Raw genomic sequence first — 17,252 nt, 5'->3', positions numbered from 1 at the left:
GGCACCGGTCGCGCTCCTGTGGGCCGGGACGTTACTGAACGGTAGCTTGGGTCGGAAGGGCTGTGTGAAAAACTGCATCGGCCGATGCGTGGAGATGTCCGTGGGAACGCGCAACCGCGCATGGCCGCGCGTGTTCCCACTTGTTAGGAAGGGCCCCTTGTTAACAGACGTCTGTTAACAAGGGGCCCCTCCTTACACCTCAGGCGGGTTGGACCAGTTCGATCAGCACGCCGCCGGCGTCCTTCGGGTGCACGAAGTTCACCCGGGAGTCCGACGTGCCGCGCCGGGGCGCCTCGTACAGCAGCCGGACGCCGCGCTCGCGCAGCGCCGCGCAGGCCACGTCGATGTCCGCCACCGTGTACGCGACCTGCTGGATGCCCGGCCCGCGCTTGTCCAGGAACTTGCCGATGGTGGTGTCCGGGGAGAGCGGGGCGAGCAACTGCACCATGCCGCCGGAGGCGTCCGGCCCGACCGCCAGCATCGCCTCGCGTACGCCCTGCTCGTCGTTGGTCTCGGTGTGCACGCAGCGCATCCCGAAGGTGCGCTGGTAGAAGTCGATCGCGGCGTCCAGGTCCGCGACCGCGATCCCGACGTGGTCGATGCGGCGCAGGCCGATGTCTGTGACAAACTCGGCAGCGGGCTCGACGGGGGAGTTCTCAGCCATGGCGCTAGTCTGACCGAACAATCGTTAAGGCGTACAGGTCGGCACCCCTCGGAGGCAGGCATGGCTTCGGTGATCGTCAGCGGCGCGCGAACCCCGATGGGGCGCCTGCTGGGCAACCTCAAGGACCTCCCCGCGACCGCACTCGGTGGCATCGCGATCAAGGCCGCGCTGGAGCGCGCCGGCGTGGCACCGGACCAGGTGCAGTACGTGATCATGGGGCAGGTGCTCCAGGCCGGCGCCGGGCAGATCCCGGCCCGCCAGGCCGCCGTCGAGGCCGGGATCCCGATGTCCACCCCGGCGCTGACCATCAACAAGGTGTGCCTCTCCGGGCTGGACGCCATCGCGCTGGCCGACCAGCTCATCCGGGCCGGCGAGTTCGACATCGTGGTGGCCGGTGGCATGGAGTCGATGACCAACGCCCCGCACCTGCTGCTCGGGCAGCGCTCCGGCTACAAGTACGGCGACGTCACGGTCAAGGACCACATGGCGCTCGACGGTCTCACCGACGCCTGGGACTGCTGCTCGATGGGCGAGTCCACCGAGCGGCACGGCGCGAAGCACGGCATCACCCGCCAGGAGCAGGACGCCTTCGCCGCCGCCAGCCACCAGCGCGCCGCCGCCGCCCAGAAGAACGGCCACTTCGCCGAGGAGATCACCCCGGTGATCATTCCGCAGCGCAAGGGCGACCCGCTGGTGGTCAGCGAGGACGAGGGCATCCGGCCGGACACCACCGCCGAGTCGCTGGGCCGGCTGCGTCCCGCCTTCGCCAAGGACGGCACCATCACCGCCGGCAGCTCCTCGCCGATCTCCGACGGCGCCGCCGCGGTGGTCGTGATGAGCAAGGCCAAGGCCACCGAGCTGGGCCTCACCTGGCTGGCCGAGATCGGCGCGCACGGCAACGTGGCCGGGCCGGACAACTCCCTGCACTCGCAGCCGTCCAACGCCATCAACCACGCGCTGCGCAAGGGCGGCCTGAGCCTGGACGACCTCGACCTCATCGAGATCAACGAGGCGTTCGCCGCGGTCGGCATCCAGTCCACCCGTGACCTCGGGATCAGCGCGGACAAGGTCAACGTCAACGGCGGCGCGATCGCGCTGGGCCACCCGATCGGCATGTCCGGCGCCCGGCTGGTGCTCACGCTGGCGCTGGAGCTGAAGCGGCGCGGTGGCGGCACCGGCGCGGCGGCGCTCTGCGGCGGTGGCGGCCAGGGCGACGCGCTGATCATCCACGTGCCGACGGGCGGCGAGTCGCACGCGTGAGTGACGTGACCAACCCGGCCACCGGTCCGGTGCGCCGCAGCCGCGACGTACCCCTGCTGGTCGAGCGGGCCCGTGCGGGCGACGCCCGTGCGGTGGCCCGGCTGATCACCCTGGTCGAGTCCGGCGACGAGGTGCTGCCGCAGGTCGCGGCGGCCCTCGCGCCGTACGCCGGGCACGCCCAGGTGGTCGGGCTGACCGGTTCGCCGGGCGTGGGCAAGTCGACCACCACGAACGAGCTGGTACGCGCGCTGCGGGCGCGCGGTCACCGGGTCGGCGTGCTGGCCATCGACCCGTCCAGCCCGTTCACCGGCGGGGCGATCCTCGGCGACCGGGTCCGGATGCAGGACCACGCCACCGATCCCGGCGTCTACATCCGTTCCATGTCCAGCCGGGGCCATCTCGGCGGGCTCTCCGCCGCGACGCCCCAGGCGGTGCGCGTGCTGGAGGGCGCCGGCTGCGACGTGGTGCTGGTGGAGACCGTCGGGGTGGGGCAGGCCGAGGTGGAGGTGGCCTCGCTTGCCGACACCACCCTGGTGCTGCTCGCGCCGGGCATGGGTGACGCGATCCAGGCGGTCAAGGCCGGCATCCTGGAGATCGCCGACGTGTTCGTGGTGAACAAGGCCGACCGGGACGGCGCGGACGCCACGGTCCGCGACATCCAGGGCATGATCGCGCTGGGCGAGCGTGGGCCGGGGGAGTGGCGTCCGCAGGTGGTGCGCGCGATCGCCGCCCGCGCCGAGGGCATCGACGACATCGCCGCCGCGATCGACAAGCACCGCGACTGGCTGGAGCGCCACGACGAGCTACGCCGTCGCCGGGAGGCGCGGGCCGCCGCCGAGATCGAGGCGATCGCGCTCGGTGCCCTCCGCGCCAAGATCGGCTCACTGCGCGACGGTACGCAACTCCCGGCGCTCGCCGCCAAGGTGGCCCAGGGCGCCCTGGACCCCTACGCCGCCGCCGACGACCTCCTCACCCAACTAGCGACCTGACCGGGGTTTCTCGATCAGAGTGGGACTGGCTCGAAGGTGGTTCGCGTCGCGGTGTAGATGAACGGGCCTGGCCGGCTGCGGTCAGCGCGACCATTCGGGCGCCGTATCCACGTACCGCGGCGATCTCGCGCGGACGGGTCCGGATGTGACGGTCGCGTGTGACGATCAGGAATCCCTGCTCGGTGACCTGTGGGATCCAGACGTCGTCAGGGGTGGCCACATCGGTGACGACACAAGGCGGCCGGAACCGCCTGTGCACCTCGCCGCCGGGGTCACCGGGGTAGGTCACGTCCGATCGGATGCGGGACAGCAGCATGCCCAGGCCGCGGATGTCCGCGTCGAAGTAGAAGCGGACCCCCGCCTGTTTGGTACGCGTCACGCCGCGTGGTTGGCTGCGCGGACGGAGAATTCATATGCCAGCGCCCAGTCGACATCCGCACGCGTCAGCGCGTACATCTCGCTGATGGCGTCACGGTCCTCGCCCGCGTCGTGCTGCTCGCTGATCACTTCGGTGCTTACCCCGTTGATCGACGGCTTGCCGAACCGTACGTCGGGCTTGACGCGCACCGGGGACTCCAGATTGGCGTCCGGCCGGTAACCCACTGCCGTGTCGTCGACCCAGTCGACGCGCTGGCTGAAGGAGTCGGCTGGTGTCGTGAGCATGAGCTGGTCGTCCGCGACGGTCACCATCCAGAAGTCGACGCCGAGACCGGCTGCGGTCTGGGCGTCGTAGGCGAGTCGCCTCCCAGAGACTACGAAGGGGCGGCGGTCGGCGAGCGGGTAGGGAACATCGAACTCCTGACGCAGGAGTTCGATGAACTTGCGTAGCTCCGCCATGGGCACCTTGTGTTTCTGGCGGTATTCGCGGAGGAAGCCGGCTTCCACGAACTCGGCCCAGGTCACCGTCCGGCTGCCACGCGGTTTGTCGCGAAGGATCGGTTTGTAGCTCTTGCCGCGCGCCTGCCCACCTTCCAGCCAGTAGTGCAGCGTCGACTGGCGGACCCGAAGCAGCCGGGCCGCCTCCGCCTCGGAGTACATCTCCCGATCCAGAACGCTGCTCATGCTGGCATTGTGGCATCGGAACGCCCCCGTCGACGGCAACAAGATGGCTTGGCGCGTCACCCGGCTTGTACGCTCCCGGGGTCGGTTGGAGCGAGGGTGGGGGAAAGCGTGGAGCACGAGGCTACGCAGGAGCTGTCGATCACGCCGGCCGCAACGGCGGGCGGGACGACGCACGTCGCCGACGAGGTGGTGGAGAAGATCGCGGTGGCCGCCGCGAAGTCCGTGCCCGGCGTGGCCGAACTGGGCGGCGACGTGGCCCGGTTCTTCAACGCCGTGCTGGACCGGGTCGGCCTGGACCAGGTCGGCGACGCCCGACGCGGCTGCTCGGCCCATGTCACCGACGGCGCGGCCGTGGTCAACCTGGTCATCGTGATCGACGGTGGTCACCCGGTGCCGCAGGTCACCGACGGTGTGCGGGCCGCGGTCACGTCCGCGGTCGAGGCGTACGGGCTGCGGGTCGACGAGATCAACATCCGGGTGGACGACGTGGCGATCGGCGGGCCGGGCACGCCGCTCGGCTGATGCTGCGCGCCGAGCGACGCCCGGGCCGGTGAGTGGGCTCGCGTCGCCGGCAAACGTGATGGCAGAAGTGGTCGCCCGGACCGTCTGCCCACCGTCATCCCCGAGCGACCCAAGACACCCATGACGTTCCACCCGCGGCCCATCTGGACCGTCAGTGGAACGCCATGGGTGCGTCAGGGCGCCGCAGACACCCATGGCGTTCCAGTGACGCCCCACCCGGGTCGCGGGTGGAACGGCGTGGGTGCATCGGCCCGCTGGTGGCCCGAGTGACGCGCCGGGAGCGAGGCGGCGGGGTCTGAACGGTCTCCGCCCTCGGCTCGGCGGCGCCCAGCCCGACGATGACCATTGCCGGGCTCGCGGCTCCGGACGACGTCGGAGCCGGCCGGCCCGGTCAGGCGTCCGGTGGGCGGATCAGCTCGACCTCGTCGCCCGCGAGCAGCTCCACGGCGCCCGTCGGGCCGTGGACCTCCAGCACCGGTACGCCCTCGTCGAGCTGCAACGTCCGGCGCTCGTTGCCGGTCGGCATCCGGGCGACGACCGAACCGCCCGGATCGAGTTCGACCTGCCGTCGCCGAGGCGCTTCCCGCACCCGGGTGCCGTGGCCGCGCCGGGTGTCGACCAGACCCTCCGATCGCAGCAGCGCGATCGCCATGCGCACCGCGTCGCGGCCGATGCCGTATTCCTGCGATAGCCGCGCCTCGCTGGCCAGCGTCGATCCGGGCGCTAGTTCACCCGACTCGATCTGCTGTCGCAGCAGGTCAGCGAGCTGCACATAGACCGGCGTGTGCGAGCGCGGATCGATAGCCATGCCGTCAGCCTTGTGCCCCCGTGGGTATCTCAGGTTCTGGCCGTAGGGGGTTGTGGCCATATGGCAATTAGTGTAACTTCGTCTCACGGTCCGGGTCGGGCGATGGGGAGAGTTCCTCAGTCGAGGCGGTGCCGGCTGAGTTGCTCTGGTGCCGTACTGCGGAATGACGCTGCGGCGGCAGGGCGGGCGGGTCCGCCCGTGCGGGGCGGACGGGTGGATCCGCCCTTCCAGTGCTCCGACGCGAGAGGCGAGCGCGATGCGGGAACGGTTCGTCATCCACCTGACCGTGGTGGCCGGTGACCTGGCCGGCGCGGTGCGCCTCGCCCGGGTGGTGGCCCGCTGGTCGGGCGTGCTCACCTCGGCCGACCCCGGTGAGACCACCGTGTCGGCCGAGGGCGAGCAGGGCGTACGCCATCGGGTCTTCTGCGACCTGCGGATGGTCGGCGGCCGGCGCTGTCTTGCTCCGCGCCGACCACGACGGACCCTGCTCCCGGGTTACCGGCCGGTACGCCGGTCCTTAGCGATCGTTCAGGCATTCGTTCTACACTCGGTCTTCACGAGGACTCGAGGAGGAGCTCCGCGCATGGACGCTGACGAGATCGCCGCCGGCCGGGCCCGCTGGCAGGCCCGCTACGACGCCGCCCGCAAGCGCGACGCGGACTTCACCACGCTCTCCGGCCTGCCGGTCGACCCGGTGTACGGCCCGCCGGAGGGGACCGCCTACCCGGGCTTCGAGCGGATCGGCTGGCCGGGCGAGTTCCCGTACACCCGGGGGTTGCACCCGACCGGCTACCGCGGACGGGCCTGGACCATCCGGCAGTTCGCCGGCTTCGGCAACGCCCAGCAGACCAACGAGCGCTACAAGATGATCCTCGGCGCGGGCGGTGGCGGGCTCTCCGTCGCGTTCGACATGCCGACGCTGATGGGCCGCGACTCGGACGACCCGCAGTCGCTCGGCGAGGTCGGCCACTGCGGCGTCGCGATCGACTCGGCCGCCGACATGGAGGTGCTCTTCGACGGCATCGACCTGGCCGGCGTCACCACCTCGATGACCATCTCCGGGCCGGCCGTGCCGGTGTTCTGCATGTACCTGGTCGCCGCGGAGCGCCAGGGCGCCGATGTGTCCACGCTGGACGGCACGCTCCAGACGGACATCTTCAAGGAGTACATCGCGCAGAAGGAGTGGCTCTTCGACCCCGAGCCGCACCTGCGCCTGATCGGCGACCTGATGGAATACTGCGCGGCGGAGATCCCCCGCTACAAGCCGCTCTCGGTCTCCGGCTACCACATCCGCGAGGCCGGCTCGACCGCCGCGCAGGAGCTGGCGTACACGCTGGCCGACGGGTTCGGCTACGTCGAGCTGGGCCTGTCGCGCGGGCTGGACGTCAACGTGTTCGCCCCCGGGCTGAGCTTCTTCTTCGACTCCCACCTGGACTTCTTCGAGGAGATCGCCAAGTTCCGCGCCGCCCGCCGGATCTGGGCCCGCTGGCTGCGCGACGTGTACGGCGCGACCAGCGAGAAGGCGATGTGGCTGCGGTTCCACACGCAGACCGCCGGGGTGTCGCTGACCGCCCAGCAGCCGGTCAACAACGTGGTACGCACCGCGGTGGAGGCGCTGGCGGCGGTGCTCGGCGGCACCAACTCGCTGCACACCAACGCGCTGGACGAGACGCTGGCCCTGCCCACCGACGAGTCGGCCGAGATCGCCCTGCGGACGCAGCAGGTGCTGATGGAGGAGATCGGCGTGACAAACGTGGCCGACCCGCTCGGCGGCGCCTGGTACGTCGAGGCGCTCACCGACCGGATCGAGGCCGAGGCGGAGGAGATCTTCGCCCGGATCCGGCAGCTCGGCGGCGACGGGCCGCACCAGATCGGGCCGATGACCTCCGGCATCCTGCGTGGCATCGAGGACGGCTGGTTCACCGGGCACATCGCCGAGTCGGCGTTCGTCTACCAGCAGGCGCTGGAGAAGGGCGACAAGAAGATCGTCGGCGTCAACTGCCACACCGGCACGGTCGCCAAGGAGCTGGAGATCCTCCGCATCTCGCACGAGGTGGAGCTGGAGCAGCGTCGGGTGCTGGCCGAGCGCAAGTCGGCCCGTGACGACGCCGCGGTCACCGCCGCCGTACGCCGGATGGTGGAGGTCAGCCGGACCGGCGGGAACATGATCCCGGCGATGCTGGACGCGGTCCGCGCCGAGGCCACCCTGGGCGAGATCTGCGACGCGTTGCGCGGCGAGTGGGGCGTCTACCGCGAGCCCGCCCGCTTCTAGGCGAGAGGAAGGGCCTTCCTGACGCGGCGTCTGTCAGGAAGGCCCTTCTTGCGCACTCTGAGCAGGGGTGAGAGTCGCAACGTCGCCGTTGCGGGTGAGCGGAGTTCCGTGCGGTACGTGCGAGACTAGACAACCATGAGCGACCCACGGATCACCTCGTCGATCTTCACCCGCGGCGCGGTCGACCTCAGCGCGCTGCGCACCCCCGCACCGGCCGACACCTCTCCCGCCACACCGTCCCAGGGCGGCCCGCCCGCCGGGCTGCCGGGCAGCCCCGCCGGCTCGGCCGCCGTGATCGACGTGACCGAGGCGAACATCCAGTCCGAGGTGCTCGAACGCTCGCTCGCCACACCGGTCGTGGTCTTCTTCGGCGCCGCCGGGTACCCGGAGAGCGACCAGTTCGCACCGGTGCTGGAGCGGCTGGCCGCCGAGGGCGCCGGCGCGTGGCTCCTGGCCCGGGTCGACGTGCAGCAGCAGCCCCGGCTCGCGCAGATGTTCCAACTCCAGACGTTGCCGACCACCTACGCCATCGTCGGCGGGCGGCCGGTCGACGCCTTCCCGGGCGTGGTGCCCGAGGCGCAGCTACGGCAGTGGATCCAGGCCGTGCTCAAGGCCGCCGGCGTCGAGGCGGCCGAGCCGGAGGACCCGCGGCTCGACGCCGCCGACGACGCGCTGATGAGCGGTGACCTCGACGCCGCCGAGGCGGCGTACCGGAAGATCCTGGCCGAGTCCCCGACGGACGCGGCGGCGGAGGCGGGCCTGGCGCAGGTCGGGCTGGCCCGCCGGGTGGCCGGAGCGGACCCGCAGGGGGCGCTCGACGCCGCCGCGGCGGCCCCCGACGACGTGGACGCCCAACTGCTGGCCGCCGACATCGAGGTGCTCAGCGGCCTGGCCGACCAGGCCTACCAGCGACTGGTCGGCCTGGTTCGCCGCACCGCCGGTGAGGAGCGGGACCGGGTCCGCCAGCACCTGATCGGCCTGTTCACCATCGCCGGCCCGGACGACCCCGCCGTGGCTTCCGCCCGACGCGCCCTGGCCAGCGCCTTGTTCTGAATTCGTCGCACGCCCGCGCGGGCCGGCGCGCCGCCGGCCCGCCCGACCATCGAGGACGGGAGCTCATGATGCGCCGGATCGCCGTCCTCGACGCGCCGACAAACCTCGGGCTGCGCCCGCCGACGGTCAGCTCCGTGCCCGGCTGCGGCAAGGCGCCCGGCGCGCTGCGCGACCACGGGCTGCTCGCCCGGCTGCGGGCCCGCGACGCCGGCTGTCTCACCCCGCCCCGGTACGACCCGGGCGACTGGCGGCCCGGCGACGGCGTCTGCCACGCGCCGGAGATCTCGACCTACTCGGTGGCGCTGGCCGACCGGATCGGCGCGATCATCGACCGGGGCGAGTTCCCGCTGGTGCTCGGCGGGGACTGCTCGGTGCTGCTCGGCTCGGCGCTGGCCATGCACCGGCTCGGCGAGGCGGTCGGCGGGCGGATCGGGCTGGTCTTCGTGGACGGCCACTCCGACTTCCGGCACCCCGGCAACGCCTCCTACGTCGGCGCGGCGGCGGGGGAGGACCTCGCCCTGGTCACCGGGCGTGGGCAGCCCGACCTGGCCGCCATCGAGGGGCGACGCCCCTACTTCCGGGACATCGACGTGGTGGTGCTCGGCATCCGCGCGCAGGACGAGTACCGCCTCGACCTCCAGGCCGCCGGCATCACCACCCGACCGGTGCCGGCGCTGCGCGCCGAGGGCGCGGCCCGCACCGCCCAGTGGGCGCACGAGCAGCTCGTCGACTGTGCCGGCTACTGGGTGCACATCGACGTGGACGTGCTCGACCCGGCCGTGATGCCCGCCGTCGACGCGCCCGACCCGGGCGGCATCGCCTTCGCCGAGCTGGAGATCCTGCTCGCCGGGCTGGTGGACACGCCGCACTGCCTCGGCGTCGAGTTGACCGTCTTCGACCCCGACTACGACCCGGACGGGGCGTACGCGGCGGAGATCGTGAACACGGTGGTGGCCGGGCTCGCCCCGGTCGTCGCCCCGGACGCGGTGCCGCCCCGGCTGCTGCCGGCCGGCCCGGCGGCCCCGACACCCCGGGCGGGTGACGGCCGGGTGCCGCGCCCGGCGACGACGGTGCCCGTACCCGCCGTCGCGACGGACCCGATCGGCCCGCCGGCTGTCGCGGACGGGGACGACGGTGCCGACGACACGGCGGCGTGGCTGCCGGAGCCGGGCGAGAAGGACTCCGGGCCGGCCGTCGGCCCCGGGCTGCTCCGCCGCGTCGCGGTGCCCGGGATGGACGGCAGACCGGTCGGGGAGGCGCCGGCCACCGGGGAACCCGCCTGAGCGACGCCGGACCGAGCGAACCCGGTCAGCGGGCCAGGCCGCGCAGGAACCGCTCGGCGATCGGCACCGCGCTGGCCGTGCTGGAGCCGCCCTGCTCGACGAAGACGGCGAAGGCCACGTCGCCCTGCCAGCCCACGAACCAGGCGTGCGTGTGCGCCGGGTTGTTGTCGTACTCCGCGGTGCCGGTCTTGCCGTGCACCGGCTCGCCGGGCACCTTGGCCAGGGCGGTGGCGGTGCCGGCGGTGACCACGCCGCGCATCAGGGTCTTCAGCGCGGCCACCGACTCCGGTTTGAGCGCCGGCCCGGCCGGGGCGGGCTTGCCCGGCGCCGGGTCGAGCAGCAGCTTGGGCTGCTCGAAGCGGCCCCGCGCCACGGCCGCGGTGGCGCCGGCCATCGCCAGCGGGCTGACCAGCGTGGTGCCCTGGCCGATCGCGGCGGCGGCCTGCTCGGTGCGCTCCCCGTTCGCGGAGATCTTGCCGGTGAACACGTCCGCGCCCAGGTCCCACCCGGCCTCCAGCCCGAGCGTGCGGCCGGCCTGGGCGAGCCCGTCCGGGCCGAGCTGCGGGGCCAGCGCGGTGAAGGCGGTGTTGCAGGACTTCGCGAAGTCGGTGGCGAACGGCACCGCGCCGAGCGCGAAGTTGTCCGAGTTCTTGAAGATGCGCCCGTCGACCTCGGCGGTCTTCGGGCAGTTCACCGTGGTCTGCGGGGTCACCGCGCCGCGGTCGAGCAGGCCCAGCGCGCTGACCATCTTGAACGTGGAGCCGGGCGGCACCTGGGCGGTGAACGCGAGGTTCTCGCCGGCCGCGCCGGGGCCGTTCGCGGTGGCCAGCACCGCGCCGTCGCTGATCCGCACCGCGACCAGCGCGGAGCGGCGGGTCTGGCCCCGCAGCGCGGCGTCGGCGGCGTTCTGGGTGGCCACGTCCAGCGTGGTCCGCACCGGCTGGCCGGGCTTCGGGTCGCTGCGGAACACCTCGGTGCCGGTGGGCTCGGTGGCGCCCTCGGCGGCGGGCCGCTCGGTGATCACGGTCACGCCGGGCACGCCACGCAGCCGCTCGTCGTACCGGCCCTGGAGGCCGCCGTGGCCGACCAGGTCGCCGCGGGCGTACCGGTCGGGGTGGGCCTGGAGATCGTCGGCCTGGGCCTGGTCGACGGAGCCGAGCAGCGCCCGGGCGAACTCCCGGGTCGGGGCCAGCATGAGCTGGTCGGTGGGGAACCGGGTGCCGGGCAGGTCGTAGATGCGGGACTTGACCTGCCGGTACGCCTCGTCGCGCAGCGTCACCACCTCGACGAGCGCGTCCCGGTCGGCCTCCTTGAGCCGCCTCGGCAGGTCGCTGAGGTCGACCGGCGGGCTGAGCGCGGGCCGGACCGCCTTGAACGCGGCGTCGAGCTTGCGCACCAGGCCGGGCACGTCCTTCACCTCGCCGGGCGCGACCTGGACCCGGACCACCGGACGGGGCGCCACGACGGGCTTGCCGGCGGCGTCCAGCACCGCGGCCCGCTCCGCGGGCTCCCGGCGCAAGGCGAGGTGGTCGCCCTCGGTCAGCTTCTCGTGCACCACGGCCGGCTCCCAGATCACCTGCCACTGGTCGCCGCTGCCCTTGAGGCGCACCGGGTTCTCGTACGCCCAGCGGGCGCCGCCCGGCAGCGCCCAGGTCAGCCGGACCCGGGCGGTGGCGATGTCGCCGGCGGTGGTGACCTCGCCGGTGCGTTCCAGCGTCGGCGGCGTCGCGGCCAGGTCACCGGAGAGCGCCTTCAACTGCTTGGTCACCTCGGCCGCCGGCACCCGCGCGCCGGTCGGCGCGAGGAAGCCGACCGGTTGCAGGTCACCCGAGCGCCAGCCGCTCAGGAAGGCGTCGACGGTGCTCCCCGGCCCGTCCTCGCCGGAGCACCCGGTCACCGCGCCGGCGGCCAGCAGCGCGGCGACCAGCGCCGCGATCGGCCGGCGGCGGGATTGGCGACGGGGGTGGACGGGGTACGACAGGGGCATGAAGCGGTCCCTCCGGTGTGAAGCTGACCTGCACGCTAGTACGCCACGCGGCTCCCCACCGCCCCGCCACCGCCCGCGGCGGGTTCAGAAGTGGCATGTGGCAGTGTGATGAACATCGCCAGCCGGGGTAATCCGAGTCCGGCCGACCACGGACCCGCAACAGGTGAAAGGGCACAGTCCCGATCCGGACGTCCGGCCAGTGGTCCGCCGACGGAGGGGCACAACGGCAGGGCCTAGGCTGGGCGGCAGAGTGACCCACAACGCGGTGGGTCGAGGGGAGTGGCACCGATGGACCGGCGTCCGGCGATCAAACCGGGACCCGATCTCCAGGCTGACACCAGCCGGGACGATGACAGCTTCGATTCGGCGACCGACGGGGACGGTTTCGGCCGTCTCGACACAGGAGTGACCGGCCTGACCGGTTCCAGCATCGACACCCTCTACGACCTGGGCCTGCCCGCGCAGGCACTGGCCGACGACGTGGAGGACGCCGAGCTGGACGAGCCGGTGCCCAACGCGGAGCGGCTGGTCGCCCAGGCGGTCGCGCTGGCCGGCGACGACCACGACGCGGCCACGCTGGTGGACCGGTTCTGGCGGTTCGCGCCGGACGAGGAGCTGATCGGCTTCACCGCCGAGGAGATGCTGGAGGCGGCCCGGGCCCACCGGGACCTGGCCCAGCAGCGGGTGCCGGGCGAGCTGAAACTGCGCATCCACGAGCCGGACGCCGAGCAGCACCACACCGTCGTCGAGATCGTCACCGACGACATGCCGTTCCTGGTCGACTCGGTCACCGCGCTGCTGAACTCCCGCCACCTCGACGTGCACCTGCTGGTGCACCCGCTGGTGGTGGTCCGTCGGGAGCCGCTGGGCCGGCTCACCGAGGTCTCCGCGGACGTGGAGCCGGACGACGCGATCGCCGGTGACCTGGTCGAGAGCTGGATGCGGATCGAGATCGACCCGGTCCGTGACCCGGCCGAACGGGAGGCGGTGCGCCGCGAGCTCCAGCGGGTGCTCACCGACGTGCGGGAGGCCGTCGAGGACTGGCCCAAGATGCGGCAGCGGGCGTTGGCGCTCGCCGACGAGCTGGCCGCCGCGCGGACGTCGGACAGCCGCCCGCCGGTGCCGGAGAAGGACATCACGGACTCGGTGGAGCTGCTGCGCTGGCTGGCGCACGACCACTTCACGTTCCTTGGGTACCGGGAGTACCGCCTGGTCGACGCGGACGGGGCGGCCGGCGGGCAGGCGTTGGAGGCGGTCCTCGGCACCGGGCTGGGCATCCTGCGGTCCGACTCGCCGGAGGCCCGGTCGCTGAACTCGATGACCCCGGAGGCGCACGAGCGCGTGCTGGAGAAGCGCCTGCTCATCATCACCAAGGCCAACTCCCGGGCCACCGTGCACCGTTCGGCCTACCTCGACTACATCGGCTTCAAGATCTTCAACGAGGCCGGCGAGGTGGTCGGGGAGCGGCGCTTCCTGGGCCTGTTCTCCACCGCCGCGTACCGGACCAGCGTGCAGGAGCTGCCGGTGGTCCGCCGCAAGGTCGCCGAGGTGCTGGACCGCTCCGGCCTGAGCCTGCGCAGCCACTCCGGCAAGGACCTGCTCCAGATCCTGGAGACCTACCCGCGCGACGAGCTGTTCCAGATCAAGACCGACGACCTCTACCACGCGGTGATCGGCGTGCTGCGGATGGCCGGCCGCCGGCAGCTCCGCGTCTTCCTGCGCCGGGACGGGTACGGGCGGTTCATCTCCTGCCTGATCTACCTGCCCCGGGACCGGTTCACCACGCAGAACCGGCTGCGCATGCAGGACATCCTGCTGCGGGAGCTGAACGGCGTCGGCGTCGACTACACCACCCGGGTCACCGAGTCGATGCTGGCCCGGGTGCACTTCATCGTCCGCACCGACCCGAACAGCCCGCCCGGCGAGATCGACGCCGACCTGCTCGCCGAGGAGCTGGCCGACGCTACCCGGCTCTGGGACGACGACTACCGGCTGGTGCTGGAGCGCAAGCTCGGCGACGAGCAGGCCAAGCACCTGTTCAGCCGGTACGCCGACGCGTTCCCGGAGGGCTACAAGGACGGGCACACGCCGTACGAGGCGATGAAGGACCTGGCCAAGCTGGAGCTGCTGGAGGAGCCCGGCCAGCTCGAGATGCACCTGTTCCGCAAGCAGTTGGCGCCGCGGGCCTACTCGGGCCGGGCGAACGACGGCGACGAGTCGCTGGACGTGCGGTTCAAGGTCTACCGGTACGGCGAGCCGATGATGCTCTCCGCCGTGCTGCCGGTGCTGCACTCGCTCGGCGTGAAGGTGGTCGACGAGCACCCGTACGAGGTGGAGCGCGTCGACGGCCGGATCTGGCTCTACGACTTCGGGCTGGAGCTGCCGGAACGGCACCAGGACCTGGCCGAGGTGCGCCCGCACGTGGAGAACGCGTTCGCCGCCGCCTGGCGGGGCGAGGCCGAGGTGGACGGCTTCAACGAGCTGGTGCTGCGCACCGGGCTCACCTGGCGGCAGGTGGTCGTGCTGCGCGCGTACGCGAAGTACCTGCGGCAGGCCGGCACCGTGTTCTCCCAGGAGTACATGGAACAGACGTTCATCGCGTACCCGAGCATCGCCGGGCTGCTGGTGCAGCTCTTCGAGATCCGGTTCGCGCCCAGCCCCATCACGATGGACGAGCGGCGCCAGCGCGGCGCCGAGCTGGTCGACGCGATCGGCGAGGCGCTGGACGAGGTGGCCAGCCTCGACCAGGACCGCATCCTGCGGGCCTTCCTGACGTTGATCCAGGCCACGCTGCGCACCAGCTTCTACCAGAAGCCGGTGGGCGGGCGGCCCAAGCCGTACGTGGCGTTCAAGCTGGACCCGCAGGCCATCCCGGACCTGCCGGCGCCGCGGCCGAAGTTCGAGATCTTCGTCTACTCGCCCCGGTTCGAGGGCGTGCACCTGCGGTTCGGGCCGGTGGCCCGGGGCGGCCTGCGCTGGTCCGACCGGCGCGAGGACTTCCGCACCGAGGTGCTGGGCCTGGTCAAGGCGCAGATGGTGAAGAACGCGGTGATCGTGCCGGTGGGCGCCAAGGGCGGCTTCGTGCTCAAGCAGAAGCCGGGCGACCGGGACGAGGCGGTGGTCTGCTACAAGGAGTTCATCTCCGCGCTGCTCGACGTCACGGACAACATCGCCAGCGGCGAGATCGTGCCGCCCGAGGACGTGGTCCGGCACGACCCCGACGACCCCTACCTGGTGGTGGCGGCGGACAAGGGCACCGCGACGTTCTCCGACATCGCCAACGAGATCTCCACCGCGCACCGCTTCTGGCTCGGTGACGCGTTCGCCTCCGGCGGCTCGGCCGGCTACGACCACAAGAAGATGGGCATCACCGCCCGGGGCGCCTGGGAGTCGGTGAAGCGGCACTTCCGGGAGCTGGGGCACGACACCCAGACCCAGGACTTCACCGTGGTCGGCGTCGGCGACATGTCCGGCGACGTGTTCGGCAACGGGATGCTGCTCTCCGAGCACATCCGGCTGGTGGCCGCGTTCGACCACCGGCACATCTTCCTGGACCCGGACCCGGACGCGGCCACCTCGTTCGCCGAGCGCAAGCGGCTGTTCGACCTGCCCCGGTCGTCCTGGGAGGACTACGACCCGGAGCTGATCTCGGAAGGCGGCGGCATCTTCCCGCGTACCGCGAAGTCGGTGCCGCTCACGCCGCAGGTCCGCGCGGTGCTCGGCCTCGACGACGACGTCACGCAGCTCAGCCCGCAGGAGCTGATGAAGGCGATCGTCACCGCGCCGGTGGACCTGTTCTGGAACGGCGGCATCGGCACCTACGTGAAGGCGTCGACGCAGACCAACGCCGAGGTCGGGGACAAGTCCAACGACGCCATCCGGGTGGACGGCAAGAGCCTGCGCTGCCGGGTGGTCGGCGAGGGCGGCAACCTGGGCTTCACCCAGCAGGGCCGGATCGAGTACGCCGCCGGCGGCGGACGCATCTACACCGACTTCATCGACAACGCGGCCGGGGTGGACTGCTCCGACCACGAGGTGAACATCAAGATCCTGCTGAACACCGCGGTCGCCGACGGGGAGCTGGACCGGCCGGAGCGCGACGAGCTGCTGGCCCAGATGACCGACGAGGTCGCCGAGCTGGTGCTGCGGGACAACTACGACCAGGCGCGGGCGCTCAACAACGCCCAGACCCAGGCCGCCTCGCTGCTCCCGGTGCACCGCCGGATGATCAACGAGCTGGAGCGGTCCGGCGCGCTGGACCGGGCGCTGGAGGCGCTGCCGTCGGACGAGGAGCTGGCGGTCCGCGTCGAGACCGGGCTGACCCCGCCGGAGTTCGCGGTGCTGCTCGCGTACGTGAAGATCGTGCTGGAGCGGGAGATCGTCAGCGAAGGGCTGGCGGACGAGGAGTGGACGACCGACGTCCTGGTCAACTACTTCCCGACCCCGCTGCGGCAGCGCTTCGCCGACCGGATGGGCCGGCACCGGCTGCGCCGGGACATCGTCACCACGGTGCTGGTCAACGAGGCGATCAACCGGGGCGGCATCTCGTTCGTGTTCCGGGTGGTCGAGGAGACGGCCGCCTCGGCGGCGGACGTGCTGCGCGCGTACGTGGTGGTCCGCGAGGTGTTCGGGCTGGGTGAGCTGTGGAACGCGGTCGAGGCGCTGGACAACAAGGTCTCGCCCGAGTTGCAGACCGCCGTCTACCTGGACACCCGACGGCTGCTCGACCGCGCGGTGCGCTGGCTGGTCACCAACCGGCGCTCGCCGATCGACGTGCCGGCGGAGATCACCCGGCTGCGGGACGGCGTGGCCCAGCTCATGCCGGACCTGGAGCACCTGTTCTGGGGCACCGAGCGGGAGGCGATCGCGGCGCACATCGAGACGCTCGTCGGCAAGGGGCTGCCGCGTGAGCTGGCCGTGCAGGCGACCCGCCTGATGTACAGCTTCGGCCTGCTCGACATCGTCGAGACGGCGAAGACGACCGGGCGGGAGGTGAGCGAGGTGGCGTCGGTCTACTTCGTGCTCTCCGACCGGTTCCGGGTGGACGCGCTGCTGTCGAAGATCTCCCTGCTGCCGCGGGAGGACCGCTGGCAGACGCTGGCCCGGATGGCGCTGCGCTACGACCTGTACGCCGCGCTGGCCGCGCTCACCGCGGAGGTGCTCAGCTCCACCTCGGACAGCCAGCCGCCGGTGGAGCGGGTGCAGGAGTGGGAGCAGGCGAACGCGACCTCGATCCACCGGGCGCACCGGGCGATGGGGGAGTTCGACGAGTCCCGCGCCGACCTGTCCGCCCTGTCGGTGCTGCTGCGTCAGATCCGTACCCTGGTCCGCACCTCTGCGGCGGCCTGACGC

The 17,252-nt window shown here is 72.1% G+C and carries 12 protein-coding genes and 1 pseudogene; 8 read left to right on the top strand and 5 right to left on the bottom strand.

Annotated features, from left to right (window positions below):
* Positions 1-199 precede the first annotated feature (199 nt).
* Positions 200-664, bottom strand: a complete 465-nt coding sequence (gene mce, locus OG767_RS26450) for a methylmalonyl-CoA epimerase (protein ID WP_107157028.1) — start codon at positions 662-664, stop codon at positions 200-202.
* Positions 665-724: 60 nt separating this feature from the next.
* Between mce and OG767_RS26445 the strand changes: the two genes are divergently transcribed.
* Together OG767_RS26445 and meaB are read left to right on the top strand one after the other, a co-directional pair.
* Entirely contained in the window at positions 725-1,924 is a 1,200-nt protein-coding gene (locus OG767_RS26445) for an acetyl-CoA C-acetyltransferase (RefSeq protein ID WP_405090965.1), read from the top strand.
* Positions 1,921-2,913 (top strand): methylmalonyl Co-A mutase-associated GTPase MeaB, encoded by a 993-nt coding sequence (gene meaB / locus OG767_RS26440; protein WP_405090964.1) that lies wholly within the window; start codon positions 1,921-1,923, stop codon positions 2,911-2,913. Before OG767_RS26445 ends, meaB begins: the two co-directional genes overlap by 4 nt.
* On the opposite strand, the gene OG767_RS26435 is transcribed toward meaB, so the two are convergent.
* On the bottom strand, positions 2,894-3,229 hold the full coding sequence (locus OG767_RS26435) for a hypothetical protein (protein ID WP_405094319.1): 336 nt from the start codon (positions 3,227-3,229) through the stop codon (positions 2,894-2,896). The genes meaB and OG767_RS26435 overlap by 20 nt on opposite strands.
* 59 nt (positions 3,230-3,288) lie before the next feature.
* Positions 3,289-3,975, bottom strand: coding sequence for a DUF433 domain-containing protein (locus tag OG767_RS26430; protein WP_405090963.1), 687 nt, complete (start codon positions 3,973-3,975; stop codon positions 3,289-3,291).
* Positions 3,976-4,083: 108 nt separating this feature from the next.
* Between OG767_RS26430 and OG767_RS26425 the strand changes: the two genes are divergently transcribed.
* A complete protein-coding gene (locus tag OG767_RS26425; RefSeq protein ID WP_405090962.1) occupies positions 4,084-4,497 on the top strand; it encodes an Asp23/Gls24 family envelope stress response protein in 414 nt (137 codons plus the stop codon).
* A gap of 391 nt (positions 4,498-4,888) precedes the next feature.
* On the opposite strand, the gene OG767_RS26420 is transcribed toward OG767_RS26425, so the two are convergent.
* Positions 4,889-5,305: a GntR family transcriptional regulator gene (locus OG767_RS26420; protein ID WP_405090961.1), complete on the bottom strand. Its 417-nt coding sequence runs from the start codon at positions 5,303-5,305 to the stop codon at positions 4,889-4,891.
* Between the two features lie 256 nt (positions 5,306-5,561).
* Between OG767_RS26420 and OG767_RS26415 the strand changes: the two are divergent.
* From OG767_RS26415 to OG767_RS26400, 4 genes and pseudogenes are all read left to right on the top strand, one after another.
* Positions 5,562-5,826, top strand: a pseudogene (locus tag OG767_RS26415) (hypothetical protein).
* Positions 5,827-5,888: 62 nt separating this feature from the next.
* Positions 5,889-7,577: a methylmalonyl-CoA mutase gene (locus OG767_RS26410; protein WP_405090960.1), complete on the top strand. Its 1,689-nt coding sequence runs from the start codon at positions 5,889-5,891 to the stop codon at positions 7,575-7,577.
* A 135-nt stretch (positions 7,578-7,712) separates the two neighbouring features.
* A complete protein-coding gene (locus OG767_RS26405) occupies positions 7,713-8,630 on the top strand; it encodes a tetratricopeptide repeat protein (protein WP_405090959.1) in 918 nt (305 codons plus the stop codon).
* Positions 8,631-8,695: 65 nt separating this feature from the next.
* Entirely contained in the window at positions 8,696-9,913 is a 1,218-nt protein-coding gene (locus OG767_RS26400) for an arginase family protein (protein ID WP_405090958.1), read from the top strand.
* Positions 9,914-9,938: 25 nt separating this feature from the next.
* Here the strand turns inward: OG767_RS26400 and OG767_RS26395 are convergent, their stop codons facing one another.
* The gene (locus OG767_RS26395) at positions 9,939-11,900 is read right to left on the bottom strand and encodes a penicillin-binding transpeptidase domain-containing protein (protein ID WP_405090957.1); all 1,962 of its coding nucleotides are present in this window, start codon (positions 11,898-11,900) and stop codon (positions 9,939-9,941) included.
* Positions 11,901-12,188: 288 nt separating this feature from the next.
* Between OG767_RS26395 and OG767_RS26390 the strand changes: the two genes are divergently transcribed.
* Positions 12,189-17,249, top strand: coding sequence for an NAD-glutamate dehydrogenase (locus tag OG767_RS26390; protein ID WP_405090956.1), 5,061 nt, complete (start codon positions 12,189-12,191; stop codon positions 17,247-17,249).
* Positions 17,250-17,252: the final 3 nt, after the last annotated feature.

This window comes from Micromonospora sp. NBC_01392 (assembly GCF_045040125.1).
Classification (GTDB): Bacteria; Actinomycetota; Actinomycetes; order Mycobacteriales; family Micromonosporaceae; genus Micromonospora.
This window is presented reverse-complemented; position numbering and strand designations above follow the sequence as displayed.